Origin of the sequence: Pseudomonas abyssi (genome assembly GCF_002307495.1) — a bacterium.
In the GTDB taxonomy this organism is placed as follows: Bacteria; Pseudomonadota; Gammaproteobacteria; order Pseudomonadales; family Pseudomonadaceae; genus Halopseudomonas; species Halopseudomonas abyssi.
This window is the reverse complement of sequence record NZ_NTMR01000022.1, coordinates 45,445-70,813: the sequence shown is the minus strand read 5'-3', so window position 1 is coordinate 70,813 and position 25,369 is coordinate 45,445. Positions and strand designations below refer to the sequence as shown.

Annotated in this window: 30 protein-coding genes; 12 read left to right on the top strand and 18 right to left on the bottom strand. The window is 62.9% G+C overall.

The genetic code is table 11. The features are described 5' to 3' along the window. Position 1 precedes the first annotated feature (1 nt). Positions 2–1,060, top strand: coding sequence for an HD domain-containing phosphohydrolase (locus tag CNQ84_RS15865; RefSeq protein WP_096005811.1), 1,059 nt, complete (start codon positions 2–4; stop codon positions 1,058–1,060). On the opposite strand, the gene CNQ84_RS15860 is transcribed toward CNQ84_RS15865, so the two are convergent. Further along, on the bottom strand, positions 1,057–2,004 hold the full coding sequence (locus CNQ84_RS15860) for an IS481 family transposase (protein ID WP_096005810.1): 948 nt from the start codon (positions 2,002–2,004) through the stop codon (positions 1,057–1,059). The two genes, CNQ84_RS15865 and CNQ84_RS15860, sit on opposite strands and share 4 nt — an antisense overlap. A 363-nt stretch (positions 2,005–2,367) precedes the next feature. On the opposite strand from CNQ84_RS15860, the gene CNQ84_RS15855 reads away from it, so the two are divergent. Then, entirely contained in the window at positions 2,368–3,285 is a 918-nt protein-coding gene (locus tag CNQ84_RS15855; RefSeq protein WP_096005809.1) for an alpha/beta hydrolase family protein, read from the top strand. A gap of 220 nt (positions 3,286–3,505) precedes the next feature. Here the strand turns inward: CNQ84_RS15855 and CNQ84_RS15850 are convergent, their stop codons facing one another. Further along, the gene (locus tag CNQ84_RS15850) at positions 3,506–4,858 is read right to left on the bottom strand and encodes a KamA family radical SAM protein (RefSeq protein ID WP_096005808.1); all 1,353 of its coding nucleotides are present in this window, start codon (positions 4,856–4,858) and stop codon (positions 3,506–3,508) included. 271 nt (positions 4,859–5,129) lie between these two features. Between CNQ84_RS15850 and CNQ84_RS15845 the strand changes: the two genes are divergently transcribed. The 5 genes from CNQ84_RS15845 to CNQ84_RS15825 all read left to right on the top strand — a co-directional run bounded on the left by CNQ84_RS15845 (position 5,130) and on the right by CNQ84_RS15825 (position 8,508). Beyond that, on the top strand, positions 5,130–5,552 hold the full coding sequence (locus tag CNQ84_RS15845) for a VOC family protein (RefSeq protein WP_096005807.1): 423 nt from the start codon (positions 5,130–5,132) through the stop codon (positions 5,550–5,552). Between the two features lie 117 nt (positions 5,553–5,669). After that, positions 5,670–6,212: a DUF924 family protein gene (locus CNQ84_RS15840; protein ID WP_096005806.1), complete on the top strand. Its 543-nt coding sequence runs from the start codon at positions 5,670–5,672 to the stop codon at positions 6,210–6,212. A gap of 99 nt (positions 6,213–6,311) precedes the next feature. Next, positions 6,312–7,136, top strand: a complete 825-nt coding sequence (locus CNQ84_RS15835) for a PhzF family phenazine biosynthesis protein (protein WP_096005805.1) — start codon at positions 6,312–6,314, stop codon at positions 7,134–7,136. Positions 7,137–7,179: 43 nt separating this feature from the next. After that, positions 7,180–7,866 carry an META domain-containing protein gene (locus tag CNQ84_RS15830; RefSeq protein WP_096005804.1) on the top strand — a complete coding sequence of 229 codons (687 nt, stop codon included), beginning with the start codon at positions 7,180–7,182 and terminating at the stop codon, positions 7,864–7,866. A gap of 60 nt (positions 7,867–7,926) precedes the next feature. Beyond that, a complete protein-coding gene (locus tag CNQ84_RS15825) occupies positions 7,927–8,508 on the top strand; it encodes an NnrU family protein (protein ID WP_065336171.1) in 582 nt (193 codons plus the stop codon). A 476-nt stretch (positions 8,509–8,984) separates the two neighbouring features. On the opposite strand, the gene CNQ84_RS15820 is transcribed toward CNQ84_RS15825, so the two are convergent. The 3 genes from CNQ84_RS15820 to CNQ84_RS15810 all read right to left on the bottom strand — a co-directional run bounded on the left by CNQ84_RS15820 (position 8,985) and on the right by CNQ84_RS15810 (position 12,320). Next, on the bottom strand, positions 8,985–10,070 hold the full coding sequence (locus tag CNQ84_RS15820; RefSeq protein ID WP_425439978.1) for a polyamine ABC transporter substrate-binding protein: 1,086 nt from the start codon (positions 10,068–10,070) through the stop codon (positions 8,985–8,987). Positions 10,071–10,072: 2 nt separating this feature from the next. Next, the gene (locus tag CNQ84_RS15815; protein WP_096005802.1) at positions 10,073–11,125 is read right to left on the bottom strand and encodes a histone deacetylase family protein; all 1,053 of its coding nucleotides are present in this window, start codon (positions 11,123–11,125) and stop codon (positions 10,073–10,075) included. A gap of 133 nt (positions 11,126–11,258) precedes the next feature. After that, positions 11,259–12,320: an AraC family transcriptional regulator gene (locus tag CNQ84_RS15810; RefSeq protein WP_096005801.1), complete on the bottom strand. Its 1,062-nt coding sequence runs from the start codon at positions 12,318–12,320 to the stop codon at positions 11,259–11,261. A gap of 160 nt (positions 12,321–12,480) precedes the next feature. Between CNQ84_RS15810 and CNQ84_RS15805 the strand changes: the two genes are divergently transcribed. Further along, positions 12,481–13,605: an SLAC1 family transporter gene (locus tag CNQ84_RS15805; RefSeq protein ID WP_096005800.1), complete on the top strand. Its 1,125-nt coding sequence runs from the start codon at positions 12,481–12,483 to the stop codon at positions 13,603–13,605. Positions 13,606–13,681: 76 nt separating this feature from the next. Beyond that, entirely contained in the window at positions 13,682–15,328 is a 1,647-nt protein-coding gene (locus tag CNQ84_RS15800) for an FMN-binding glutamate synthase family protein (protein ID WP_096005799.1), read from the top strand. Here the strand turns inward: CNQ84_RS15800 and CNQ84_RS15795 are convergent. Further along, the gene (locus tag CNQ84_RS15795; RefSeq protein ID WP_096005798.1) at positions 15,292–16,299 is read right to left on the bottom strand and encodes a DUF2891 domain-containing protein; all 1,008 of its coding nucleotides are present in this window, start codon (positions 16,297–16,299) and stop codon (positions 15,292–15,294) included. The two genes, CNQ84_RS15800 and CNQ84_RS15795, sit on opposite strands and share 37 nt — an antisense overlap. A 1-nt stretch (position 16,300) precedes the next feature. Further along, complete coding sequence (locus CNQ84_RS15790) at positions 16,301–16,729, bottom strand: hypothetical protein (RefSeq protein WP_096005797.1); 429 nt, start codon at positions 16,727–16,729, stop codon at positions 16,301–16,303. A 90-nt stretch (positions 16,730–16,819) separates the two neighbouring features. Here CNQ84_RS15790 and pip point away from each other — a divergent pair, with 90 nt between their 5' ends. Continuing rightward, positions 16,820–17,791, top strand: a complete 972-nt coding sequence (pip, locus tag CNQ84_RS15785; RefSeq protein WP_096005796.1) for a prolyl aminopeptidase — start codon at positions 16,820–16,822, stop codon at positions 17,789–17,791. A gap of 1 nt (position 17,792) precedes the next feature. Then, on the top strand, positions 17,793–18,230 hold the full coding sequence (dtd, locus tag CNQ84_RS15780) for a D-aminoacyl-tRNA deacylase (protein ID WP_096005795.1): 438 nt from the start codon (positions 17,793–17,795) through the stop codon (positions 18,228–18,230). A 64-nt stretch (positions 18,231–18,294) separates the two neighbouring features. On the opposite strand, the gene CNQ84_RS15775 is transcribed toward dtd, so the two are convergent. From CNQ84_RS15775 to CNQ84_RS15765, 3 genes are all read right to left on the bottom strand, one after another. Then, complete coding sequence (locus tag CNQ84_RS15775; RefSeq protein ID WP_217350116.1) at positions 18,295–18,639, bottom strand: GlpM family protein; 345 nt, start codon at positions 18,637–18,639, stop codon at positions 18,295–18,297. A gap of 178 nt (positions 18,640–18,817) precedes the next feature. Further along, positions 18,818–19,405: a 2-hydroxychromene-2-carboxylate isomerase gene (locus CNQ84_RS15770; RefSeq protein ID WP_096005793.1), complete on the bottom strand. Its 588-nt coding sequence runs from the start codon at positions 19,403–19,405 to the stop codon at positions 18,818–18,820. A 21-nt stretch (positions 19,406–19,426) separates the two neighbouring features. Further along, the gene (locus tag CNQ84_RS15765) at positions 19,427–20,158 is read right to left on the bottom strand and encodes an SDR family oxidoreductase (RefSeq protein ID WP_096005792.1); all 732 of its coding nucleotides are present in this window, start codon (positions 20,156–20,158) and stop codon (positions 19,427–19,429) included. A 107-nt stretch (positions 20,159–20,265) separates the two neighbouring features. Here CNQ84_RS15765 and CNQ84_RS15760 point away from each other — a divergent pair, with 107 nt between their 5' ends. Beyond that, positions 20,266–20,745: a winged helix-turn-helix transcriptional regulator gene (locus tag CNQ84_RS15760; RefSeq protein ID WP_096005791.1), complete on the top strand. Its 480-nt coding sequence runs from the start codon at positions 20,266–20,268 to the stop codon at positions 20,743–20,745. 10 nt (positions 20,746–20,755) lie between these two features. Here CNQ84_RS15760 and CNQ84_RS15755 read toward each other — a convergent pair whose 3' ends face one another. The 8 genes from CNQ84_RS15755 to CNQ84_RS15720 all read right to left on the bottom strand — a co-directional run bounded on the left by CNQ84_RS15755 (position 20,756) and on the right by CNQ84_RS15720 (position 25,313). After that, positions 20,756–21,088, bottom strand: coding sequence for a DMT family transporter (locus CNQ84_RS15755; RefSeq protein WP_096005790.1), 333 nt, complete (start codon positions 21,086–21,088; stop codon positions 20,756–20,758). Positions 21,089–21,215: 127 nt separating this feature from the next. Continuing rightward, the gene (locus CNQ84_RS15750) at positions 21,216–21,596 is read right to left on the bottom strand and encodes a VOC family protein (protein WP_096005789.1); all 381 of its coding nucleotides are present in this window, start codon (positions 21,594–21,596) and stop codon (positions 21,216–21,218) included. 116 nt (positions 21,597–21,712) lie between these two features. Continuing rightward, the gene (locus CNQ84_RS15745; protein ID WP_096005788.1) at positions 21,713–22,135 is read right to left on the bottom strand and encodes a GFA family protein; all 423 of its coding nucleotides are present in this window, start codon (positions 22,133–22,135) and stop codon (positions 21,713–21,715) included. 33 nt (positions 22,136–22,168) lie between these two features. Beyond that, positions 22,169–22,552 carry a DoxX-like family protein gene (locus CNQ84_RS15740; RefSeq protein WP_096005787.1) on the bottom strand — a complete coding sequence of 128 codons (384 nt, stop codon included), beginning with the start codon at positions 22,550–22,552 and terminating at the stop codon, positions 22,169–22,171. Positions 22,553–22,556: 4 nt separating this feature from the next. Continuing rightward, positions 22,557–23,030 carry a DUF2269 family protein gene (locus tag CNQ84_RS15735; protein WP_096005786.1) on the bottom strand — a complete coding sequence of 158 codons (474 nt, stop codon included), beginning with the start codon at positions 23,028–23,030 and terminating at the stop codon, positions 22,557–22,559. After that, positions 23,023–24,153, bottom strand: coding sequence for a saccharopine dehydrogenase family protein (locus CNQ84_RS15730; RefSeq protein ID WP_096005785.1), 1,131 nt, complete (start codon positions 24,151–24,153; stop codon positions 23,023–23,025). Before CNQ84_RS15730 ends, CNQ84_RS15735 begins: the two co-directional genes overlap by 8 nt. After that, a complete protein-coding gene (locus CNQ84_RS15725) occupies positions 24,150–24,512 on the bottom strand; it encodes a hypothetical protein (protein ID WP_096005784.1) in 363 nt (120 codons plus the stop codon). The genes CNQ84_RS15730 and CNQ84_RS15725 overlap by 4 nt, the downstream gene beginning before the upstream one ends. A 171-nt stretch (positions 24,513–24,683) precedes the next feature. Next, entirely contained in the window at positions 24,684–25,313 is a 630-nt protein-coding gene (locus CNQ84_RS15720) for an SDR family oxidoreductase (RefSeq protein WP_096005783.1), read from the bottom strand. Between the last annotated feature and the right edge of the window lie 56 nt (positions 25,314–25,369).

Sequence of the window (25,369 nt, the reverse complement as noted above, 5' to 3'; positions counted from 1 at the left end):
GATGTTGAATTCCACGCTGCACGGTGCGCGGGTGGTGATTATCGACGACGTGCAGGCAAACATGCGGCTGCTTGAGTCGAGCCTGCGGACCATGGGGTTGGGGCAGGTGAAAGGTTTCAGCGATTCTGCCGAGGGCCTGCGCTGGCTGCAGGAGAATTCCTGGGATCTGCTGCTGCTGGACCTGGATATGCCGGAACCGGACGGCTTTACTATTCTCGAGGCGTTGCGAGAGCGTGATCGCACCGCGCAGCAGGTGATTCTGGTCACCGCGCTGGGCGATGCTGCCAGCCGTCGCCGTGGCCTGGATCTGGGCGGTAATGACTATGTCACCAAGCCAGTCGATCTGCCGGAGCTGCTGTTGCGAGTGCGCAATTGTCTGGAGTTTGGTCACACTCACCGGGCGCTGCTGCAGGAACGTAACGCGCTGGAGGAGCGCGTGCAGGAGCGCACGGTACGGCTGCGTGACAGTTACCGCGCGGTCATCCGTGCGCTGGCGCGCGCGGCGGATTACAAGGACAACGAGACCGGCAAGCACATCATGCGCATTGGCGAGACGGCAGCGCTGATTGCCCAAGGGCTTGGGGCGCCGGCGACCTGGGTAGAGCTGTTGCGCCTGGCGGCCCCCATGCATGACGTGGGCAAGATTGGCATTGCAGATCAGATCCTGCGCAAACCGGGCAAGCTGTCCGAAGAGGAGTTTCGGACCATGCAGGAGCATGCGCGTATCGGTAGCCAGATCTTGTCTGACAGCGGTCGCTCCTCGCTGCTGGAACTGGCGGCCGAGATTGCGCTGAATCACCACGAGAAGTGGGATGGCACGGGTTACCCATCGGGGCTGCAGGGTGAGCAGATCCCCTTGTCGGCGCGTATCGTCGCACTCTGTGATGTGTATGACGCCCTGCGCAGTGAGCGCCCTTACAAGCCGGGCTGGACGGCCGAACGGGCGCAGGCGTTCATCCGGGAACAGTCCGGCAAGCACTTTGACCCGGCGGTGGTGCGGGTCATGGCCGGTCTTTTCGATGAGATCGAGCTGGTCAGGGCAACGCTGAGCGACGACTAGGTGTGTAAAGCCAGTAGGTTGTTCATCATCGGCAGCCTGCTGATAGGTGGCAGATTACCGATAGCTGAGTGTGGGCGATGCCAGTTGTACTGATGTAGCCATGCATTGAGATGATCTGCTCTTTGCTCAGAGTCGTGGTAAGAACGAGCGTAAGCCCACTCCCGTAATGCCGTTTGTATCCAGCGCTCGGCCTTGCCGTTGGTTCGTGGTGTATAGGGCTGCGTGCGGCCATGCTTGAGCCCCAATCGTCGGCAAGCGCGTGCAAACAGCGCGGAGCGATAGCAGCTACCGTTGTCCGTCAGCAAGCGCTGAATACGTATCCCGAGTGACCGGTAGTAGCGAATGGCGCTGGTCAGCGCACGCCATGCACTGGCAGCCGTCTCGTCAGGATGAGTCGTTGCCCACGCAACACGGCTATGGTCGTCAATGGCCATGTGGATGTACTCCCAGCCTGCGCCGTGCGACTTCCCTTTGAACTCACCTGTGACACGATGACCGGGGCGCCGGAAGCGTGCCAGCTTCTTGATATCCAAGTGCAACAGGTCGCCAGGGTTGTCGTGTTCATATCGATTGGTCGGCCGTGCAGGCTCAAGCGCACTCAGCCGGTTCAGGCCTGCTCGCCGTAAAACTCGGCCGATAGTGGCGACGCTCACGCCTACCTGGGCGCTGATATGCCTATAAACTCGGCGCTCGCGGCGCTGTTCAATGATCTGCTGTTGCTGATCAGGTGGCGTTTCATGCGGGCAATAGCGAGGTCGGGAAGAACGATTGTGCAGCCCATCGTTGCCCTCGTTTTTGTAGCGCGCGAGCCACTTGTAAGCGGTACGCAGGCTGACACCCATCGCTTGTGCAGCTTCGCAGGGGCGCAGACCATCTTCAAGGATACGAGTGATCAAAAGGGCTCGACCATGGACAGTTAATCGGGCATTTTTGTGGTTGTTCATTCGGGACTCCGGGGGCTTGTTGTTTCGCACCTCCAATCTGCCGGGTATGTCCCGAATGAACAACCTACTGAAAGATCACAACTAGGCGCGCTCAGCGGCCAGTCCGAGTAAACAGGCGGCAACCTGAGGTCTGCTCGGCGGACAGCGGATCGCATTTGACGCAGGAGGAAGGCTAGCCATTGGCTGCGTGAGCAGCCATCGCCCGAAAGGGTGGGATAGATGACGTGTCACCTGAATGGGTGCTGGTGTTGGGCGGGGGCGGCGCTAGAGTGGCGCTCAGGCAACCCGAGGTCCGATCGGCAGAAGCCGGATCGTGATGTACCTACAACAATAACCACGCACGATTCATGGAGGCTCTAGCCCATGCCATTCAACAAAAAAGGCATTCTTGCCGCCTGTGGCGCCAGCGCGCTGCTGTTCTCGATGTCGGCCTTGGCCAACAACCCACCGCCCACTGACCCGGATCCGGGTAACGGTGGCAGCTCACCCTACCAGCGCGGCCCCGACCCGAGTGTCAACTTCCTGGAAGCCGATCGCGGTCAGTACAATGTTGATGACGAGCGCGTTTCCAGCTTTGTCAGCGGCTTTGGCGGCGGCACCATCCACTACCCGACAGGCACTACCGGCACCATGGCGGCGATTGTGGTGATTCCCGGCTTCGTCTCGGCCGAGTCCTCCATTGAGTGGTGGGGCCCGAAGCTGGCTTCCTACGGCTTTGTGGTCATGACCATTGATACCAACACCGGGTTTGATCAGCCACCGAGCCGTGCGCGTCAAATCAACAATGCGCTGGACTACCTGGTTGACCAGAACACCGCCGTTGGCAGCCCGGTTCGCGGCATGATCGACACTGATCGTCTGGGCGTGATTGGCTGGTCGATGGGCGGCGGCGGTACTCTGCGGGTTGGCCGTGAAGGGCGCATCAAGGCGGCCATTCCGCTGGCACCCTGGGATACCAGCAGCTACTACGCCAGCCGTGCTCAGGCACCGACGCTGATCTTTGCCTGCGAGTCAGATGTGATCGCGCCGGTGTACCAGCACGCCTCGCCGTTCTACAACGCGCTGCCGTCCAACATCGACAAGGCCTTTGTCGAGATCAACAACGGCAGCCACTACTGCGGGAACGGTGGCAGCATCTACAACGACGTACTCAGCCGCTTCGGTGTGTCCTGGATGAAGCTGCACCTCGACGAGGATGCTCGCTATAAGCAGTTCCTGTGTGGCCCGAATCACACCTCCGATCGCGATATCTCTGATTATCGCGGCAACTGTCCGTACTGATCGGTAGCAGGTTTCCGGCAAACTGACGCCGCCCTTCGGGGCGGCGTTTGCGTTTCAGGCCGGGCGCGGCAGCTGTCGCACTGACCCTTGCGGTACTTGTGCCAGGTGTCGAGACGGTCGCTGTCGGCGGCGGCGACCAGGCGGGCTTCCTGCACGGACCCCGGCAGAGGTGTGCACACAACAGAGCCCGGTGGCGTGCTGAGCCACCGGGCGCGCGGCCTTAATCGTCGAAGAAGAAGCGTTCCTCGCCAAAGGCAGGCTCAAGGTGATTGAGCCAGGTGGCGTCTTCGTTGTACTTGGCAAAGAAGGGGCGCTGTACCCAGTCCGGGTCGCGGCCCTGAATCATGCGCAGGGCAATGATCTTTTCGCCGTTGATTTCGGTGACGCCCTGGATTTCCACTTTGCCCGGGTGCGAGCTCATGGAGGGGCCGCGCGCGGTGCGGGCGATACCCGAGACCTGCTGCATGGCATCGCGGTAGATCTCCCAGGCCTTGACCAGCGGCACCTCGAAGTAGTGGCGGGCACCGGTGTCGCGCTCGACAAACATGTAGTAGGGGATGATGCCCAGCTCGACCTGTGTCTGCCACAGGCGTGCCCAGACCTTTGCGTCGTCGTTGATGTGAGCCAGCAGCGGGCCCTGGGCGCGAATCTGTGCGCCGGTGTCGCGGATGCGACGAATGGCTTCACGGGCGATGGCCGGCTCCAGCTCCTGCCAGTGGTTGTAGTGGGCCATCAGCGCCAGGTGCTTGCCGGCGGCCTGAATCTCGCGGAACAGGGCGAGCAGGTCTTCGGCGTCGTCATCGGTCACCACGCGCTGGGGCCAGAAGGTCAACGCCTTGGAGCCGATACGGATGGTGCGAATATGGTCAAACTCTGCGCTCAGCAGCGGCTCCAGATAGGCCCGCAGGTTGCGGGTCTTCATCACCAGCGGGTCGCCGCCGGTGACCAGCACGTCGGTGACTTCCGGATGGGCGCGCAGGTAATCCTGTAACTGATTGGATTCACGCGCGGCGATTTTCAGGTCCTTGTCGCCGACAAACTGCGCCCAGCGAAAGCAGAAGGTGCAGTAGCTGTGGCAGACCTGACCGGAGCTGGGGAAGAACAGCACCGTTTCGCGGTACTTGTGCTGCAGCCCTTCGACGACTTCGCCGTCCAGCATCGGAATATTGTGTTCCAGCTGGCCGGCCGGGTGCGGGTTCAGTTCGGCACGAACGTCGCTGATCAGCGCTTTGAATTCAGCGGCGGGCAGTTCACTGCGCACGGCCTCGGCGACACGGTCGTAGTGCTCAGGCTTGAGCATGCCGCGCTGCGGAAAGGTGAGCTGGAAGATCGGGTCAGCCGGTACCTGGTGCCAGTCGATCAGCTCGTCGATGACGTACTGGTTGACCCGAAAGGGCAGCACGCTGGCAACGACCTGCATCTCGAAGCGCTGCTCGGCACTGAGCTGCTGCAACTGCGGAATCTGGTCCAGCTGCTTGGCGGTGTAGACCTTGAAGCGCTGGTGACGCACCGCATCGGCATCAAACTCGGACGCCGGGGATGAAGCAATGGCGATGATATTGGATTTTGACATAGAGGCTATTCACATATTTATTGTCGAAAGTATTCTGGCGCGTCAGTAGACGGACCATGGTCTGCAGAATATCTGCAGTAAAAACGCGATTAACTGCTGGAGTTAATGCATAAAAGCGCCGATCAGAGGATTATCCTGAGCGAGCAATGTGATGGGCTGATGACTCAGCAGTCGCGCATAATAACCAAGATTTAGATTGATGTCTAAAAAGTGAACAGGGCGGCCCCCTGGAGTATGCTGGCGGCTCGCTGACACTCGCTCTGGAGGCCGCATGTTTACCTACATCACCCTTGGTACCAACGATCTGCTGCGGGCGACCGTTTTCTACGACGCGGTCATGGTCACGCTGGGGATAGCCCGGGTACAGACACCGGGTGAGGGTGACTGGGACGGTTGGGCCGGCTGGGGGTATTACCAGGACAAGGGCGCTGCCGAACTGGCGCTCTGGTTGTGCGAACCCTTTGATGGCGGAGCGGCCTCGGTCGGCAACGGCGTGATGGTCGCTTTTGCTGCCCCCGACTGGAAATCCGTGCGCGCCTTTCATGCCGCTGCCCTCGCCAGCGGAGGGTCCAGCGAGGGCGAGCCCGCCTTGCGGCCACAATACAACCCGGACTTCTACAGCGCCTACATTCGCGACCCCGACGGTAACAAGCTGGCTGCGGTTTGCCGCGGTCACCTGAGCGATCCCGGCTGACGCTGGTCCTCACCGGGCGGCCTGGTTGGGCGCCAAATGCCCGGAACCGATCCGTGCAGCACCGTTCTGATCGAGTATAGGCAACTGGTAAGACCGCAACACGAGTGGGGGAGCTGAGTGACGCCCGTCGATGAAGTAATCACATTCTGGTTTGGTGAGTTGCAGCCGGTGCAGTGGTGGCGCGCTGATCCGGGCCTGGACCGTTTTATTCGCGAGCGCTTTGGGCCGCTGCACGCGCGTGCCGAGCGCGGCGAACTGATGAACTGGCGTGGGACGGCGCTGGGCCGGCTGGCCGAGATCATTGTGCTGGACCAGTTTTCACGCAACATCTGGCGCGGCACCGCGCGCTCGTTCGCCAGCGATGGCATGGCGCTGGTGCTGGCGCAGGAGGCTGTGGCCGGCGGTGCCGATCAGGCGTTGCCGTTGAAGATGCGCGCCTTCATGTACATGCCGTTCATGCACAGCGAGTCCATGGTCATTCACGAGCAGGCCATGATGCTGTTCAGCGCGCCGGGGCTGGAGGACAACCTGCGTGCAGAGCGCCAGCACCTGGAGATTCTCAAGCGCTTTGGCCGTTATCCGCATCGCAACGAAGTGCTGCTGCGCCCGACCACCGCCGAGGAGTCGGCTTTTCTGCGTAACGAAGGGCGGGGGTTCTGACATCCGTGGCCAACTGTACTCCTGTCTGCAGTCGCGGCTGTGTTGCTGCGCTGCCGACTGATTGGAGTAGGCTGGAAGTTTTACTGCTGGAGCTGCGCAATGAAACTACCTCTCTATCAGGTTGATGCCTTTACCGACCGTCTGTTCGGTGGCAACTACGCGGCGGTGATGCCATTGCCGCATTGGCTGGATGACGCCGTATTGCAGGCTATTGCAGCCGAAAACAACGTGTCGGAAACCGCCTTTCTGGTCGAGCAGCAGCCTGGCCATTTCGCGATTCGCTGGTTCTCGCCGCTGGCGGAAATCGATTTTTGTGGCCATGCAACTCTGGCCAGTGCGCATGTGCTGTTCAGCCGCGACCCGGCCTGTCAGACGCTGACCTTTAGCGCCGCCGCCGTGGGTGAGCTGCAACTGACGCGCGGCGAGGGTGGCCTGATCAACATGTCTGCGCCGCTGCTGCCGCCGGTCGCGGTCGCCCAGGTGCCGCCGGAGCTGCTGGCCGGACTGTCATTGCCACCTGCGCAGGTGCTGGTCAGCGATCAGGCCTGGTTTGCGCTCTACCCTGATGAGGACGCGGTGCGCGCGGTGCAGGCTGATCCGCAGGTGCTGGCGCGTCTGGCACCCAGAGATGTGGTGGCGACGGCGCCCGGACGTGAGGTGGATTTTGTCTCGCGTTATTTCTGGCCAGCCAATGGCGGGTTGGAGGATATGGTGACCGGTTCCATTCACGCCGGTCTGGCGCCACTCTGGGCCGAGCGGCTGGGACGGCGCACGCTGCACGCCTATCAGGCATCGGCGCGCGGCGGCCATTTGTACTGCGAAGTGGGGCCTCAGCGGGTGCAGATCAGCGGTTACGCCGTGCTCTACCTTGAGGGCCTGGTCCACCTGCCTGACGGATTGCAGGGTGCCGCGAGCGGCGCCTGAGGCTATGCTTGGTCGGTGTTCACCCTCATCAAGGAGATAGACGATGACCCAACGCCAAGGCCTGATGGCAACGGCACTGCTGAGTACTCTGCTGGTCGGCTGTGCCGGTATGTCCGGTAACGACCAGGCCCCACCGCCCCCCAGTGCCGAGGCACTGCCCAGCAGCGGGGTGATGATTCTGCAGTGCGGGGGGACTCCGGTGCGCGTCACCCTGCATAACGAGGAAGCGCTGATCGAAGCTGTGCATGGACAGTACATTCTCAAACAGGTGGTCAGTGCCTCAGGCGCCCGTTACGAGGACCCGCAAGACAGTACCACCAGTTTCTGGAACAAGGGTGACAAGGGCATGCTGACCATCAAGGGTGACACCTTTCCCGAGTGTGAGCCGGCGGGTGCACTGATCCTGCAGGCCGGAGAGTGGGTGGTTGAGGACATTAACGGCGGCGGCATCATCGACCGCTCGCGGGTGACGCTCAACTTCGGCAATGACGGTCGCGTGTCTGGCCGCGCCAGCTGCAACAACTACGTTGGTGCCTACGAGGTGCAAGGGCGCAACCTGACGGTTAGCCAGCTCGCGACCACCCGCAAGGCCTGTGCTCCCTCGTTGAACCAGCAGGAGACGCGCTTCGTACAGAGCCTGGAGCAGGCCAGCCGTTTCCGCCTTGATGAAACCGGCGCACTGGTGCTGGAGGGGGAAGAGGGCGGTTCTCTGAAAGCGCGGCTGGAGTAAGATGGCAACGCCGCTCCAATGCAGAGCGGCGCACCATAACCATAACAACGGAGTACCGTGATGCTGCTGCTGATATTGGGCCTGATACTGTTTCTGGGCATGCATTCCGCACGCCTGTTCGCCGCTGACAAGCGCGCCTCGTTCATCGCCGCCAAAGGGCCGCTGGCCTGGAAGGGCATCTATGCGCTGGTGTCGATTGTCGGCTTTGTATTGATCATCTACGGTTACGGGCAGGCGCGCATGAGCCCCACCTGGCTGTGGATCTCGCCGGTCTGGACGCGTCACCTGGCCGCTCTGCTGACCATCCCCGCGTTTATCCTCATCGTCGCGACCTACATCCCCGGTTCCTGCATCAAGGCGCGAGTCGGCCATCCGATGTTGCTGGGTGTGAAGTTCTGGGCGCTGGCGCACCTGATTGCCAACGGCTCGCTGGCGGACCTGCTGCTGTTCGGCGGCTTCCTCGCCTGGGCCACCGCGCTGTTTGTGGTTTCGCGCAAGCGCGATCGTGCTGCCGGCGTCAGCTACGGCAAGGGCAAGCCGGTGATGGACGCGGTGGTAGTGGTGGTTGGCCTGGTCGCCTGGGCGGCCTTCGCGTTCTACTTGCATGGTGCCTGGATCGGGGTCAAGCCGATGGGTGTGTGATTCCAGCAGGCATGAAAACCCGCAGTGATGCGGGTTTTTTGTGTTTGGTCGGGAGCTTTCAAGGTGATCATCACTCTCGTTCGACCGTTTCCTGCACTTAGCTGTTACTGAGCTAGCCTTTCGCCTTCCCGGCGAGCCAAGGGGGGCTGCTTGCCCAGCCCCCCCTTAGCGATCCCCGGGGCACCCGACTACGCGGCCCTGCGGGTTCACTGCGTTGCTCGATTTGTCGGGGTGGCCGGCGAGGTGAGCCACAAAACTCGGGGGCTCCGCCCCCTCAGACATCCTGTGGCTCTTTTTCCCGACAAATCTGCGCTACTCGCCCGCGTAAACGGGACGAACCCCGGTGCCCACTCCACCATGCGAGCATTTGGCAAAACGCTCTGGATTTGTACTACGGCGTATCTCCTGTGCCTGATCGGAAAATCAGCAAAAAACCGCATCACTGCGGTTTTTTGTTGGCTAGGACAGCTCCGGTCTTATTGTCCGGTCTTGATCTTGTTCCAGGCACGCGTACGCACACGCTCGGCGGCCAGCGGCAGCGGCTTGAGGGTAAACAGGCGGGCCTGTACCTCGGCCGGCGGATAGGCACCGGGGTTGTTGCGCAGGCTTTCATTGACCAGCTCGGTCGCGGCGGCGTTGGGGTTGGCGTAGCCCACCACGTTGCTGATCTCAGCAACCACTTCAGGCTTGAGCAGGTAGTTGATAAAGGCGTGCGCCGCCGCCGGGTTGGGTGCGTCCTTCGGAATCGCCATCAGGTCAAACCAGACCTGTGCCCCTTCTTTCGGAATGCGGTACTCAAGGTGCACGCCGTTGTTGGCTTCCTGCGCGCGGGAGTTCGCCTGCAGGATGCTGCCGGACCAGGCGACAGCAACGCAGATTTCACCGTTGGCGATGTCGTTGAGAAAGCGCGAGGAGTTGAAGTAGCGCACGTAGGGCTGGATCTTGCTCATCATGGCGACGGCGGCGTCGTAGTCCTCGCTCTTGGTGCTGTTCGGGTCCAGGCCCAGATAGTGCAGCGCGCCCGGCAGGATTTCCGACGGCGAGTCGAGGAAGGCGACGCCGCACTCGGCCAGTTTTTCCATGTTCGCCGGGTCGAAGACCAGTGCCCAGGAGTCGACCGGCGCATCGTCACCCAGCGCCGCGCGGACTTTCTCCGGGTTGTAGCCGATGCCGTTGGTGCCCCACATGTAGGGCACGGCGTACTGGTTACCCGGGTCACTGCCCTCCAGCACCTTCATCAGGTCCGGGTTGAGGTTGCCAAGGTTCGGCAGCAGGCTTTTGTCCAGCGGCTGAAAGGCGCCGGCCTGACGTTGTTTGGCGAGAAAGCTGTCGCTTGGCACCACCACGTCATAGCCGGATCGGCCGGACAGCAATTTGGCTTCCAATACCTCGTTGGAATCGAAGGTATCCAGCGTCGGAGTGATGCCGGTTTCGGTCTGAAAGCCGTCCAGCGTGGTTTGTGGGGTGTAGTCGAACCAGTTGTAGATCTTCACCTGGTCGGCGGCCAGTGCACTGAACGACAGTGCGGCCAAGGGGGCGATCAGCCCCAACGTGCTTGCCAGTTTCATTGGGCTTCTCCTTGAGTGGTGACGGTTGCATCGAATGCGCTGAGGACGTTGACGGCGTTGATGCCGATTTCTTCCACGGCGTAGCCGCCCTCCATGACAAAGAGCGTGGGCAGCCCGAGCCCGGCGATCAGCTCGCCCATCTTCAGATAGTCGGGGCTGTCGAGCTTGAAGCTGGAAATGGGGTCGGCCAGATAGGTATCCACGCCGAGCGAGACGATCAGATAATCCGCACCGAACCCGGCAATCTGCCGCAGCGCATCGCGCAGCGCCTGCGACCAGACACCCCAGTCGCTGCCGGCGGGCAGCGGGTAATTGTGGTTGTAGCCAAGGCCGGTGCCTTCACCGCGCTCGTCGGCGTAGCCGGCAAAGCACGGATACTCGTTGCGCGGGTCACCGTGGATCGAGGTAAAGAGCACATCCGGGCGTTGATAGAAAATGTCCTGGGTGCCGTTGCCGTGGTGGAAGTCGACATCGAGGATGGCGACCTTGCCGGCGCCCTGATCGAGCATGGCCTGCGCAGCAATGGCCGCGTTGTTCAGATAACAGTAGCCGCCCATGTAGTCGATCCCGGCGTGGTGTCCGGGCGGCCGGCATAGCGCGAAGGCCGCGTGCGCGCCAGCGCACAGGTGGGCCTGCGCCGTCAGCGCGACCTGCGCACTGCTGTAGATCGCCTGCCAGCTGCCTGCGGTCAGCGGCGCGCCGACATCAAAGCTGTAGTAGCCGAGCTGGCCGTCGATGTCTTCCGGGCAGCGTGACGGCAGCCGTCGCAACGGCCAGGCCAGCGGCAGCATGTCGTGACTGCGGCCGAGGGCGCTCCAGCGTTGCCAGGCACTCTGGATAAAGTCGACAAACTCCGGGCTGTGCACGCGCTTGAGCGGTGCCAGCCCAAAGTCCTGCGGTTCGCTGATCGGCCCCAATCCGGTTCGTTTCACCTGCTCCAGCACCATATCGGCGCGCGAGGGCATCTCGAAGCAGGGCATGAGCTGGCCTTCGTTGAGTTCGGCGTTGGCGTGGTGCAGTCGATGGTCGTCGCTGTAGAACGTCTGCATGGCAAATCCTGTGGCTGCTGACTCGGTTGCCATCGATCATGGCGCGCACCGAGGCCGCGGGAAATGCTGCAGAGGGACAGAAAAGGGATCGAAACGGACAGTCGTGTGGCCGGTGAAATCCGTTTCGCCGGCGTCAGAGAGGGTTGTGCGCGTGCGGCTGGCTTTGCCGCCAGGCCCGTGGTGTGGTGCCCGACCAGCGCTGGAAGGCATGGCGGAAGCTGGCGGTCTCGCTGAAACCGAGCTGTTCGGCAATGGCGTAGATGGGCAGCTGTTGGTGGTCCAGCAACTGTTTGGCACGCCGGAAGCGCAGTTGATCCAGCAACTGTTGGTAGCCGTAGCCGTCGCGCTGCAGGTGGCGACGCAGGGTCCGGCTGGTGCAGTGCAGCTGGGTCGCCAGTTGCTCAAGTGACGGCGGCGCTTCGAGTTGTTGCTCGAGCTGGGCACTGAGCTGACTGACCAGTGCCGAGGGTTCCGGACGGAAACTGTCCTGCACTGTCTGGCAGTGACGCCTGGCCTCGAAGTGCGTAACCGGTTCGGCCAGCGGCAATATGGCGTCCAGCGTTCCGGGCGCAAACACCAGCCGCTCGGCGTCCTGACCGGCCAGCAGCGGGCAGGCTCCGACGTAATGAGGGTATTGATCGCCGTGGGCGGGCGTGCTCGTGCTCAGGTGCACGGCGCCGAGCTGCAGCTGGGCGCCAAGGGCGTCGTCCAGCATGGCCTTGATTGAGGAGAGGCACAGCTCGACATTGAACAGCCGCAGGGCGGGCGATGCGTGATAGTGGTCCGCGCGCAGGGCGAGCTGGCCATCCGGCAGGGTCTCCAACTGCAGTCGGAAGTAACTGCCGAGCAGAACCGGAAATGCCAGCATGACCTGCAGCGCATCAAACAGCGTGGGGGCCGAGAGCATCGCGTAGCCCAGCTGGCCATACGCAGAGACGCGCATGCGTTGGCCAAGCTTGAGACCGATCAGCGGGTCGGCGGTCAGCCTGACGGTGTTGGCGAACACCTGTTGTTCCTGCTCCGGCGTAATCAGCAGCGAAGGCGTCTGCAGGTCGTCCAGGCTCAGGCCGCTGTCCTGCAGCACAGGCGCGACCGGCAGCCCATGCTCGGCTAGCCAGCAGGCAATCAGGCAGGTGCTCTGCAGGCTGATCAGCCGTAGGTCTGGCGCCTGGCAGGAAAGATCGGAGGACGACATGGTGTTTTCTCTTGTCTGACAGCTCACTTCAGTGAAGCACAAAGAGTGCCAGTCGCAGTCGTGCTTTGTTCGGTAAAACCGATCACCAAAACCTGAAATATCCGCTTATATCGATTTAAAAGGTGCTTAGAATGGTTTGATATTTCGACCGGAGAGCATCATGCCACGTCTGTATCCCAGCCCCATGCAGCTGCGTCCGCTGCAGCACCTGGATAGCCCGCGCGAGGTCATCCGCCAATTTACGCCTAACTGGTTTGCCGTAGTGATGGGCACCGGTATCCTGGCTTTGGCCCTGCCGACGCTGGGCGCGCCTGGGCTCGGTCAGGGGGTATGGCTGGCCAGTCTGTTGCTGTTTGCATTGTTTTCTGTGCTCTATGCGCTGCGCTGGCTGTGCTACTTCGATCAGGCGCGGCGCATCTTCGGTCACGCCACGGTGTCCATGTTCATCGGCACCATTCCCATGGCGCTGGCGACCCTGCTCAACGGTCTTCCCAGCTACGGGGTGGCGCTCTGGGGGGACGGCGTACGGGCATTGATGTTGCCGATCTGGTGGCTCGACGTGGCTATGGCGCTGGCCTGTGGTGTGGTCATCCCCTATCTGATGTTTACCCGCCAGGAACACAGTATCGACCGCATGACAGCTGTCTGGCTGTTGCCGGTGGTCGCCGCCGAGGTGGCGGCGGCCAGCGGTGGGCTGATGATTCCCTTGCTGCCACCGGCAGACGCCTACGTGGTGCTGATTACCAGCTACGTACTCTGGGCCTGCTCGGTACCGGTGGCGCTGAGCATTCTGGTTATTCTGCTGCTGCGCATGGCGGTGCATAAATTGCCGCCGCGCGATATGGCGGCTTCCAGCTGGCTGGCGCTGGGGCCGCTTGGCACTGGCGCGCTGGGGTTGCTGCTGCTGGGGCAGGATGCGAGCGGCGTTTTTTCAGCGCAGGGCTTGGCCGAGGTTGGCAGCGTGGCACAGGGGGTAGGGGTGATCGGCGGTCTGCTGCTCTGGGGGCTGGGGCTGTGGTGGTTGCTGCTGGCGTTGCTGATACTGGGCCGCTACCTGCGTGACGGTATTCCCTTCAATCTGGGCTGGTGGGCGTTCACCTTTCCACTGGGGGTCTACGCGTTGGCGACGTTGGCATTGGCCGAGGTCCTGGGGCTTGCGTTCTTCAGCCGGTTTGGTGAGTTACTGGTAGTTGCGCTGGTTCTGCTCTGGCTGTTGGTCATGGCTGGCACGCTACGTGGCGCCTGGCGCGGTGAGTTGTTCGCTGCACCATGCCTCAGTCACTAGCGTGCCGGCCGTGCAGCTGTCGGAGGGATATGGTATCTATCGTCAGGCCTGATGTACTGACTATAAGGACGGCCGTATGCGCCTGACCGCAATTCCCCTGCGTTTTCTAACCTGGTCCATGTGTGTGCTGGGTGCCCTGGTGGGCCTGGCATTGACGCTGCTTTCTCCTCTCTGGTGGCTGTTGGCTGCGCCGCTGCTGGCGCTGGCTCTGCTGGGGCTATGGGATGTGTGCCAGCGACGCCGCACCATCAGCCGCAACTATCCGGTACTGGCGCACTTTCGTTACATGCTGGAGTCCATCGGCCCGGAGCTGCGCCAGTATTTCATCCAGTCCGACACCGACGAGCTGCCGTTTTCCCGCGAGCAGCGCAGCGTGGTCTACCAGCGCGCCAAGAATGTGCTCGACAAGAAGCCCTTTGGCTCGCTCAACCGTATGAACGAGGAAGGCTACGAGTGGCTCAATCATTCGCTGGCGCCGGTGCATATTGCCGACAGCAATTTCCGCGTACGGGTGGGCAGCCACCCGGATACCAGTCAGCCCTACGATGTCAGCGTATTCAATATTTCCGCGATGAGTTTCGGCTCGCTGTCGGCCAACGCCATTCTGGCGCTCAACACCGGGGCGAAGAAGGGCGGTTTCTATCACGATACCGGCGAAGGCTCGATTTCACGCTATCACCTGCGTCCCGGCGGCGACCTGGTCTGGGAGATTGGTTCGGGTTACTTCGGTTGTCGCACCGCGGATGGCGGTTTTGATGCTGCGCTGTTCGAGCGCAACGCCCGCCTGCCGCAGGTCAAGATGATCGAGATCAAGCTGTCGCAGGGCGCCAAGCCCGGTCATGGCGGCATCCTGCCCGGCGCCAAGGTGTCGGCGGAGATCGCGGAGGCACGCGGGGTGCCGGTCGGGGAGGATGTGGTGTCGCCGGCCAGCCATTCGGCATTCTCGACGCCGCTGGAGTTGATGGACTTCATCGGCCAATTGCGTGCGCTGTCCGGCGGCAAGCCGGTGGGGTTCAAGCTGGCGATTGGTCATCCGTGGGAGTGGTTCGGTATCGTCAAGGCGATGCTGGAGACCGGCCAGCACCCGGACTTCATCGTCGTCGACGGGGGAGAGGGCGGTACCGGTGCGGCGCCGCTGGAGTTTATCAACCGTCTCGGCACACCGATGACCGACGGCCTGCTGCTGGTGCACAACACGCTGGTGGGCGCCAACCTGCGCGAGAAGATTCATATCGGCGCGGCCGGCAAGATCACCACCGCCTTCAATATCGCCCGTACCCTGGCGGTCGGCGCCGACTGGTGCAACGCGGCGCGTGGTTACATGTTTGCGCTTGGCTGCATCCAGAGCCTGAGCTGCCACAGCGATAAATGCCCCAGCGGGGTTGCCACCCAGGACCCAAGCCGCAGCGCGCGGCTGGATGTGGCGGACAAGAGCGAGCGGGTCTATCACTTCCACCGCAACACCGTGCTGGCGCTGGCGCACATGCTGGAGGCGGCCGGGCTCAAGCATCCCAGCGAGCTAGGCCCGGAGCACGTTATTCGGCGTGTATCGCGCTATGAGGTGCGCCCGTACAGCGAGCTGTTCGAGTTTCTTGAACCGGGTGTGCTGCTGGATGGTCGCGCCGAGCTGCATCTGTTCAAGAAGTACTGGGCCCAAGCCCGTGCCGACAGCTTTGCGCCGCCGGACTACATGCTCAGGTTGCGTGAAACCAAGCTGCGCTGAGCTTCCAGCGCCAGCAGGGCGAAGCTGGCCAGCCAGTGGCTGCCCATGTAGTCGTCCTGCAGGTGATTCAGCGCGGCCTGCAGGTGTGCCTCGGCGGTGGCCTGCAGGTACGGCGCGCTCTGCGCCAGCAGAAACCAGCACCAGGCGCGACTGAGGTTCAGGCCGTCCAGATGCGCCAGCTTGCCGTCGCTGCGCTCATGCACGCTGACGGGCTGGCGCAGCACGGCGGGCTGCCCGTTTGCCAGGTGCGGGAAGAAAGCCGCCAGCCAGGCGCCGAAGGCCTCGGGCGTCATTATCCGCTGCATCAGTACCGCCTGCTGCAGGCTGGGCGACAGGAAGTCTTCACCGCCGGGTTCGCCCCAGGCCGGGCAGGCCACGTCATTGGCAAACCACTCCAGACTGCGTTGGCGCAGCAGCTCCGTCAGCGGCTGGTCCTGCGTCGTGCTGGCGTAGTCCAAGACCAGCAGCAGGGCGAAGGCGGTGTTGTTGTGCTGGCCGCTGCGAATGGGGTAAGGCAGGCGCGGCAGGTAATCCGTCAGCCGCTGGCGCAGTCGATCCGCCAGCGGCTGGAGGGTCTGCGCCGCATGCCTTGCCGCCGGCTCGTTGCTGCTCAGCAGCTCCGCCTGCAGCTTGAGTAACCAGGCCCAGCCGTAGGGGCGTTCGAAGCCTGCGCCCTGGCGCTCGAAGGTCGCTATCTCGGCCGCGACGTCGGCGTCGTTGAACTGCTGCAGTCGCCGGCGGATAGCCTCTGCCTCCGCCAGCTGCGGCGCGCTAGTGAGCACGCGTATCAGCAGCCAGTGGCTGTGCACGCAGGAGTGCCAGTCGTAGCTGCCGCAAAACAGCGGGTGAGCCTGTTCGGGGGGGAGCCAGTCGCTGGCGCTGGTGAGCCGCTGGGGGCCGCTATGGGGATAGACCTTGGTGATGTGCCCCAGAGCGATGCGCGCCAGCGCAGCGTAATCGGGCGCGTGCATCTCAGCGTACCGGCTGCCAGTCGAGGCTGCGCAGCAGCCACTCGCCGTCGTCGTCCAGCCACACCAGGGTCAGGTCGTACTGGCCTGCGCTATTGGGGATAAAGCGCTCGGCGCCGGTCAGGGTAACGCGGGCGCTGCTGTCTGCGCGTTCAGGGTAGCCGGGGTCAATGTCGGTCTGCTGGCTGGTAACCAGCACGCCGATGCGCTGATTGCGCAGAAACATCAACTGCAGGGTGCGCTCGGCCCACTCGCTGTCGTACTCGTCCTGGGCCGTGAATTCAGGGTGCAGCAGTGCCAGAACGGCGCTGCGGTCGCGCTCTTCAATGGCGTTTTGGAAGTCCGCAATGGCTTGATTCAGGCGGGCATCCGGGCTGGACGGGCCGCAGCCGGCGAGGCCGAGCAGCAGGGTCAGGGCAAGCAGCAAACGCATAGGTGACAGCAGCCTCGTGGGTCAGTAATGTGGGGCTTTCCAACGTGAGGTGAGCGGCGCCGGCGCCTGCTCAGGCCAGGGAGCCCCATCATGCAGCTGTTGTACCCGGAGATCAAACCCTTCGCCCGCCACGAGCTGGCGGTGACGTCCCCCCATGTTCTCTATGCCGATGAAAGCGGTCAGTCCGATGGGCTGCCGGTGGTCTTCATTCACGGTGGCCCCGGCGCCGGATGTGATGCCCTCAGCCGTCGCTTCTTCGACCCCTCGGTCTACCGCATCATTACCTTCGACCAGCGCGGCTGTGGCCGCTCCACGCCGCATGGCAGCCTGGAAAACAACACCACCGCCGACCTGGTGGCCGATATGGAAGCGCTGCGCGAGCATCTGGGGATCAACAAGTGGGTGCTGTTCGGTGGCTCCTGGGGCTCTACCCTGGCGCTGGCCTATGCCCAGGCACACCCGGACCGGGTGATGGGGATGGTGCTGCGGGGGATCTTCCTGTGCCGCGAACAGGACATCCGCTGGTTCTACCAGGAGGGTGCCAGCCATATCTTCCCCGACTACTGGGAAGACTATCTGGATCTGATCCCGGAGGAGGAGCGTGCCGACATGGTGGCCGCCTATTACCGTCGCCTGACCGGTGATGATGAAATCTGTCGCATGCACGCCGCCAAGGCCTGGTCGATCTGGGAAGGGCGCTGCGCGACGCTGCGGCCCAGCCCGCAGGTGATCGAGCGCTTCAGCGATGCTCGTCGCGCCTACGCCATTGCGCGGATCGAGTGCCATTACTTCGCCCACAAAACCTTCCTTGAGCCGGATCAGTTGCTCAACAATATGGACCGCATTGCGCATATTCCCGGCATCATCGTGCACGGTCGCTACGACATGGTCTGCCCGCTGGATAACGCCTACGCGCTGCATCAGCGCTGGCCCGGTAGCGAGCTGAACATCATCCGCGATGCCGGCCACGCCGCCTCCGAGCCGGGCATCGCCGACGCACTGGTGCGTGCGACCGGTGATATGGCGCGGCGCCTGCTCGACCTGACACCGCAGGCCGAGTGAGATGAAGGGATTGCTGCAACGGGTCAGTCAGGCCCGGGTCGAGGTTGAGGGCGAGAGTGTCGGCTCGATTGATCGGGGGCTGCTGGTGCTGGTCGGCATCGAGCCGCAGGACGACGAGGCCAGCGCTGACAAGCTGCTCAAACGGCTGCTCGAATATCGGGTGTTCACCGATGCCGATGGGCGCATGAACGACTCGCTGACCGACGTGCAGGGCGGGTTGCTGCTGGTGTCCCAGTTCACCCTGGCCGCCGACACCCGCAAGGGCCGTCGCCCCGGCTTCTCCACCGCCGCGCCGCCGGATCGAGCCGAGGCGTTGTTCAACTATCTGGTAACTCAGGCGCGTGCGCAGCACCCGCAGGTCGCAACCGGTCGTTTTGGCGCCGATATGCAGGTGCATCTGGTTAACGACGGGCCAGTCACCTTTCTGCTTGAGGTCTGAACCGCTGTCGTCGGACAACACCGAAGGCATGTCCACCGATTGCTGCGGCGCTCACCCGCGCCGCTCAGACAGCCGGGTAGGTTCGCGTCCAGACGGTCAGCAGCAAGCCGGCCGCCACCATCCACGCCAGGGCACCGACGGTCAGCGTCACCAGCAGCGTAAAGCGCTCGCTCAGCAGCACAATCGAAAACAGGTACGCGGCATAGGGCAGCAGCGACCACAGGCCGAAAATGGCAGTGCTACGCAGGTCGCTGGCCAGTCGCTCGCTGCCGACGATGTAGTGGGCAATGATCGCAAAGGTCGGAAACAGCGGCACCAGGCCGGCAATGTAAAAGCTCTTTGTTTTCGCCAGCAGCGCAATCAGCAGCACCGCCAGCGCACCCAAGACGCACTTGAGGGCAAGGGACAGCATGTGGATAGATCCGGGAAGATAGGGACAGGGAATCCCTGAGCAGGGGCAGGACGCCGGAACGCTGCTCATCGTTGGCGAATGTATGCCGCGCCGAGATGGCCGTCAATTGGCTGCAAAGCGGGTTTTGACGGCAGCCGACCAACGGCACCGGCGAGGATGCCGCTGGTCAATCGGATCAGCTGCGCGCGGCTGCTTCGATCCAGTCCAGTCGGTCCTGGCCAAAGAACATCTCGCCATCGACAAAGCAGGTCGGTGCGCCGAAGACGCCGCGGCCGATAGCCTCTTCTGTTGCGCTCTTGAGCTGCGCCTTGACGACAGGGTCGCTGGCCTTGGCCATCACCTCTGCCGGGTCAAAGCCGGCCTCGAGCAGCACCTTGCCGACGACTTCGGGCTCGCCCATGTTCAGTTCGCTGATCCACATGGCGTTGAAGATCGCGGCCAGCAGGCGGTCGAACTCGGGGCTGCCGTGATACGCCGTGACAGCGCGCATCAGTTGCAGGGTGTTGATCGGGAAGAAGGGGTTCTGGTTCAGGGTGACGCCATAGCGGTTGGCATAGCGCTGCATGTCGATGCGTGAATACGCACCCTTGGCCGGTACGGTCGCCGGCGAGCTGTTGCCGGTGGCCATGAATACGCCGCCCAGCAGCATGGGTTTGTAGACCAGGGTCGCGCCGGTGCGCTCGGCGATGGCTGGTAGCTGGGTCCAGGCTAGATAACTCGCCGGGCTGCCGACGTCAAAATAGAACTCGATGGTCTTGCTCATGACTCTCTCTCCAGAGCGGGTTTAAAAGGTTTCCATCCAGGGCCGCAGGTCCAGTTCGTGGGTCCAGCTGTCACGCGGCTGCGCGTGAATCGCCCAGTACTGGTCGGCAATATGCTCGGGGTTGAGGATGCCATCCTGATCTTTCAGGGCATAGCGCTCGGGGAAGTTGTCGCGGATAAAGGCGGTATCGATGGCGCCGTCGATGATCGGGTGGGCGACATGAATCCCCTGCGGGCCCAGTTCGCGGGCCATGCTCTGGGCCAGCGCGCGCAGCGCGAACTTGGCGCCGGCAAAGGCGGAGAAGCCCGAACCGCCGCGCAGCGACGCTGTGGCGCCGGTAAAGATGATGGTGCCCTTGCCGCGCGGCAGCATCACCCTGGCGGCCTCCCGGCCGGCCAGAAAGCCGGCGAAGCCCGCCATTTCCCAGACCTTGCGATAGACCCGGGCGGTGGTCTCGGTAATACCGAAGCGCACGTTGGCGCCGATGTTGAAGATCGCCACTTCAACCGGGCCGATCTCCCGCTCGATGTGCTCAAACAGACCCACCATCTCCTCTTCGCTGCGCGCATCGCAGCCGAAGGCGTGGGCCTTGCCGCCGTCCGCCTCGATCTGGGCAACCAGCTCGCTCAGGCTGTCGGCATTGCGGCGGGTGACGCACAAGGTGAAGCCTTCTCGGGCAAAACGGCGAGCGATGGCGCCACCGGTGGCATCACCGGCGCCGATCACCACCGCTACGGGTGCAGTTGCTGTCATGGCATGGTCCTTGTTGTCTATGGTTCTTTTTTGGAACTGACTAGATAGTGGGTTTCATTTTGGAACTTGTCAAGCTACTCTGAGCACCTCAACTGGAGGGTTAATACATGCGCTGGGAAGAACTGGGTGAGCAGCCCTGCTCGATGTCTCGCACGCTGGCGGTGGTGGGTGACCGCTGGACGTTGCTGATTCTGCGCGACTGCTTTCTCGGCGTACGCCGCTTCGACGCCTTCGAGCGGCGTATTGGTCTGACGCGCCACCTGCTGGCTGATCGCCTGAAAAAGCTGGTCGAGCATGAGGTGCTGGTCAAGGTGCCTTACCAGCAGCGTCCGCTGCGCGAAGAGTATCGATTGACCGACAAGGGACTGGCGCTGCACCCGGTGATTCTGTCGCTGGTCAGCTGGGGTGATACCTGGATGGCCGATGAGCGTGGCGCGCCCATCGAGCATTATCACAAGGGCTGCGGTCAGCGCATGAAACCGGTGATGGTGTGCTCTGAATGTGCCGAACCGGTGGGGCCGCGGGATATCGATGTGCGCCCGGGTCCGGCCTTTGGCGAAGAGGCGGAGCAGTTGCTGGCGGGCTGAGCGGGAGGCTTCAGTGCCCGGCGGTGCTGGAAAACAGGTTGATGACCATGACGCCGCTGATGATCAGCCCCATGTCGATTAGCGCAGGCAGGTCGAGCTTCTGGCCGTATAGAAGCCAGGCCACGATCGAGATGAGGACCACGCCCACCCCGGACCAGATGGCATAGGCGATACCCACGGGAATGGTCTTCAGTGTCAGTGACAGAAAGTAGAACGACACCAGATAGCCAACCACCACAACCACCGATGGCAGCGGTTTGCTGAAGCCGGTGCTGGCTTTCAGCGCGGAGGTGGCAATCACCTCGGATACGATGGCACTAATCAGGTAGACCCAGTGGTTCATGTGCGGCGCCTCAGTTGATCGGACGATAGTACGCACCGCGCCGGGTCGGTAACAGACTGGTTTTTCGTGCGGGAGTGTGTGCAAGCCGACGCCCTGATTGCGGGCGTCGGACAGCCGTATCATGGCCTCAGGGCATGCGATACATCGCGCACAGCTTGTTGCCGGACGGGTCGCGCAGGTAAGCCAAATACAGCTTCATGCCGTTGCCTTCACGTACGCCCGGCGGGTCTTCGCAGTCGGTACCGCCGTTGGCCAGACCGGCTGCGTGCCAGGCGTCGGCCTGTTCCGGGCTGTCCATGGCAAAGCCGATGGTGCTGCCGTTGCCGCAGCTGGCGGGCTCGCCGTTGATCGGTTTGGTGATGGCAAACACGCCGGTGGGCGTCATGTAGAAGATGCGGCCCTTGGGGTCGCTGAAGCCGGGCTTGCAGCCGGTAACGCCCAGGGTGGCATCGTAGAACGCCTTGGATTTTTCCAGGTCATCGGCGCCGAGCATGATGTGACTGAACATCGCATGATCCTTTTGTTGCTGTTGTTGGGAAGCGCAGTGGACAGACTCGGCGCAGGCGCCTGAGCCGTCAATGCTTCCAATGGGGGAGATTGTCGGCCCATAAGGACGGCTTATGGTCAGCTGGCGCCGTGCAGGGCAAACAGCTCCTCGCCGGTCAGCTGCAGGGTGGTTTGGGCAAAGCAGTAGTACGCGGGCTTCTGGTCGATGAAGACCTCGCGGTTGAGCTGCCAACCCGCCTGCTCATCAAGCAGGCCGATCGGAATCGCATAGAAGGGTTGCTCGCGCAGACGATAGAACAGGTGCGTGCCGCATTGCTTGCAGAAGCCGCGCTCGGCCCAGTCGGATGACGCATACACGCCGATCTGCGCCTCGCCGCTAAAGGTCACCTGATCCTCGCACTCCACTGCCAGCAGGGGGCCGCCGCCCCAGCGTCGACAGGTGGCGCAGTGACAGGCGCCCACGTCGCGATGTGACAGGGTTGCACTGACGCTGACCGCGCCACACAGGCAACGGCCTACTAGGGGTTTGCTGGACAACATGGCATGGCTCCGGCTGGTGGGTCTGATATCACCTTAGGTCAGGCTTGGGGGCTTGTCATGGCTGCGCATGAGCAGCCAGATCAGTACCAGGATCGGCAGGTTCTTGCTCAAGGGGCCGAAGGGGTGCAGCCAGAACGCCGGGGCCAGCAGACTGAGCAGCATTGAGTAGCCGACAATGACCGCCACCTGAAGCGCGCAGCACAGCCGCAGCGCCCGTCCGCTCAGCAACCACAGGCCGATAGCCAGATCGAGCAGGCTGCCGGCCCAGATCAGCGGATCAACCATGGGCTGCGCGACACCTGCGCCCAGCAGCACCTCAACGCCAATCGGTTTGCCGGCGGTCAACGAGACGATTGCAGTCAGCAGCCAGAGCAAAGCCAGGCTGAGACGCGCAAGCAGCTGTTCAAGTCGGTTCATGCACTCACACCAGCGGCAAGGGTTTGAATACCATCAGCCAGAACAGCACCAGGATGGCAGCAAAGGCGGGTATGCCCAGCGCGGTCCACCAGCGCATCTGCTGATGAAAGGCGGCTGACAGCACGCCGGTGTCCAGCGCCTCATTGGCCAGTTTGCGCAGGCGGTATTGAATCGCCACCACCGGCAACCAGCACAGCCCGATGAACACGAACAAGCCCATGACGCTGAGAAACCAGGGCGAGGTCAGGCTGAACCCCAGCCGATGAGTCAGCAGCAGACCGGTGATGAATTGCAGCACGACAGCGGGCGCGGTAAACAACCAGTCCGCCAGCACCACGTGGCGCGCGGTGACGGCCATCGCCTGCACGTTGCCGCTGCGGTGGGCCATGAACATGAAGAAGGCGATACCGCTGCCGGTCCCCGCCAGCACCACCGCGCCGAGAATGTGCAGTAGCTTGAGCAGCAGGTAGTTATCCACGCTGGGCTTCCAGCTGGTGATAAATGGCCAGCCCTTGGGCTTCCTGTTCAAAGGCGGACAGTGGGAACAGGTTCATGCAGGCCTTGGCGCCGCGCTCGCCCAGCTCGCCGCTGATCAGCCGGCGGGCCAGGATGAGCGCCGACAGCGTAGGAATATACGGGCCGATACCGCCAGTGGCACCGAGTACCCATTTCAGGTGCAGTGGCTGCTGCTGGTGGTCCAGCCCGCGCAGGTTGATCTGCATGCCGCCGGTGTCGGTACCCCAGCGGATGAACCATTCGCTGGCGCGCACGATGGGTTTGCTCCAGCGTGACCAGTTGCGGATCAGACCGATACGCGCCATGCCCGCCATCAGCCACATGCCGTAGTGCAGCATCCCCAGTTCCAGCCCGGCCTGGAAGCGTACGCTGCGCACCGTTGGATAGGCGGCGGGTAGCAGCTCCAGGTCAGGAATGTCGACGTTGGCCAAGGGGCGCCGGCCGATGGTGGTATCAAACGGCAGGCGGCGCAGCGACATCCAGCCATACACCTGCTGCCAGCGGCCATCCTGCCAGACGCGGATCGGGTGGCCGGTATAGGAAAGAATACCGCGCACCGTCGCCTCGCCGCGCTCGGCCTGATTGCCGGGGGCGATGGCGAAATCGATGTCGTCGAGCCGGCTGAACTGATCGGCGTAGTGGGCGATGACGCAGGACGACAGCCCCGGCACCGAGCTGGCGCCACTGACCACCAGTACACCGGCCGCTTGCGCTTCGGCGTCCAGCTGGCTGATGTCACAGACAAAGCGGCGGTCGTCGGCCAGATCGATGTAATGGCAGCCGACGGCGATGCAGGCGCGCGGCACGCGATAATCCTGCCCCTGAAAAGGCCCGCCGGTATGAATCACCAGGTCGGGCTTGAGGGCGGCGAGCCGTGCCTCGAAGTCGGCGGCGTGCAGGTCCAGCGTTGCTGTCTCCAGGCAGGCGCGCGCCGTGTCTTGCAGTTGCTCCTGTAGCTGCTGCGCTGCCGCGTCGCGCCGCCCGGCGATGACCAGCGTGATATCGGCGGTGTCTGCCAGGGTCTCGGTGATGCGCTTACCAAAGTTGCCGTAGCCGCCAAGAATCAGAATACGCGTGCAGCTCATGGCTCCTCACGAAACAGCGCTCGGCTGCGCACGTAAGACACGATGGCAAAGACGATAAAGGCCAGGCCCATCAGGAAGGGCAACTGGGTAATGCCGCCCGCCCTGAAGTAGCCAAAGCCGGCAAACAGCAGGCCCAGCAGCAGAAAAAAGACCGGGCCAATGAGGATATTCTTCGGCGCCGCCGCGTAGATGCGGGCGTTCTTCTCGATGATCATGTTCATCGCCTCGACCTGCGCTTCATGGCGGTCGCGACAGGCCAGGCCGTGGTCCAGATCACTCACGCATTCGCGACACAGACCGCGGCTGCAGCACTTGCACAGCCCGACGGCAGCGGTGTGTGGATGGTTGAAACACTGCATGCGAATCCTCCCTGAGATGCCAGCGCCGGTCGGGCAGGGCACGGGCGGCGCAAGGCGCGTTTGAACCGCACGCTGGCGGCTGAACGGCTTTGCCGCAGGATGCCTGCCGGCTGGAGGTGAAGTATGCCAGAGCGCTGCCGCACGGTCGCGTGCGGCAGTTCGCAAGATGACTCAGGCAATCAGGTCGGCGAAGGGCGTGCTGCCCTGATACAACTCATACACCGCGTTCTTGCTTTGTCCGCTCTTGAGCACATGGGCAACGATGCGTGCGGTATCGGCCCGGGTGATGTGCTGCTGCTCCAGGTCTTCGGGACGGCGGGTGGTGATGCGGCCAGTAGCGGCATCATCGGTCAGCCGACCGGGCCGCAGAATGGTGTAGGGCACGCAGGAGCGTTGCAGGTACTCATCGGCGAAGCACTTGGCGACCAGATAGGGTTTGATCGGCGAGTTGCCACGGTCCGGGTTGTCGGCGCCGCGCGCACTGACCATGACAAAGTGTTTTACGTGGTGCTTGAGGGCGTAGTCGACCGCCTTGCGCGCCGCCCACAGGTCGATCAGCAGGGTCTTGTCCGGGCCGGTGCTGGCGCCCGAGCCGGCGGTAAACACCACCCGGTCGCAGCCGGCAAAGGCGTGCTCAAAGTTGCCTTCCAGGTCGCCCTCAATGATCTCGATACCGTCGATACCCGCCAGCTTGGCCGGGTTGCGTGCCAGGGCGGCAACCTCCAGCCCGGCCTGTTGCAGCAGGGGGAGTAATTGGCGGCCAATCTGGCCGCTGCTGCCGATTACCAGTGTCTTGCCCATCTGGGTACATCCTCGCCTGTTATTGCGCGTGTCTCTTGTGGAGTTGTTATTGAGTT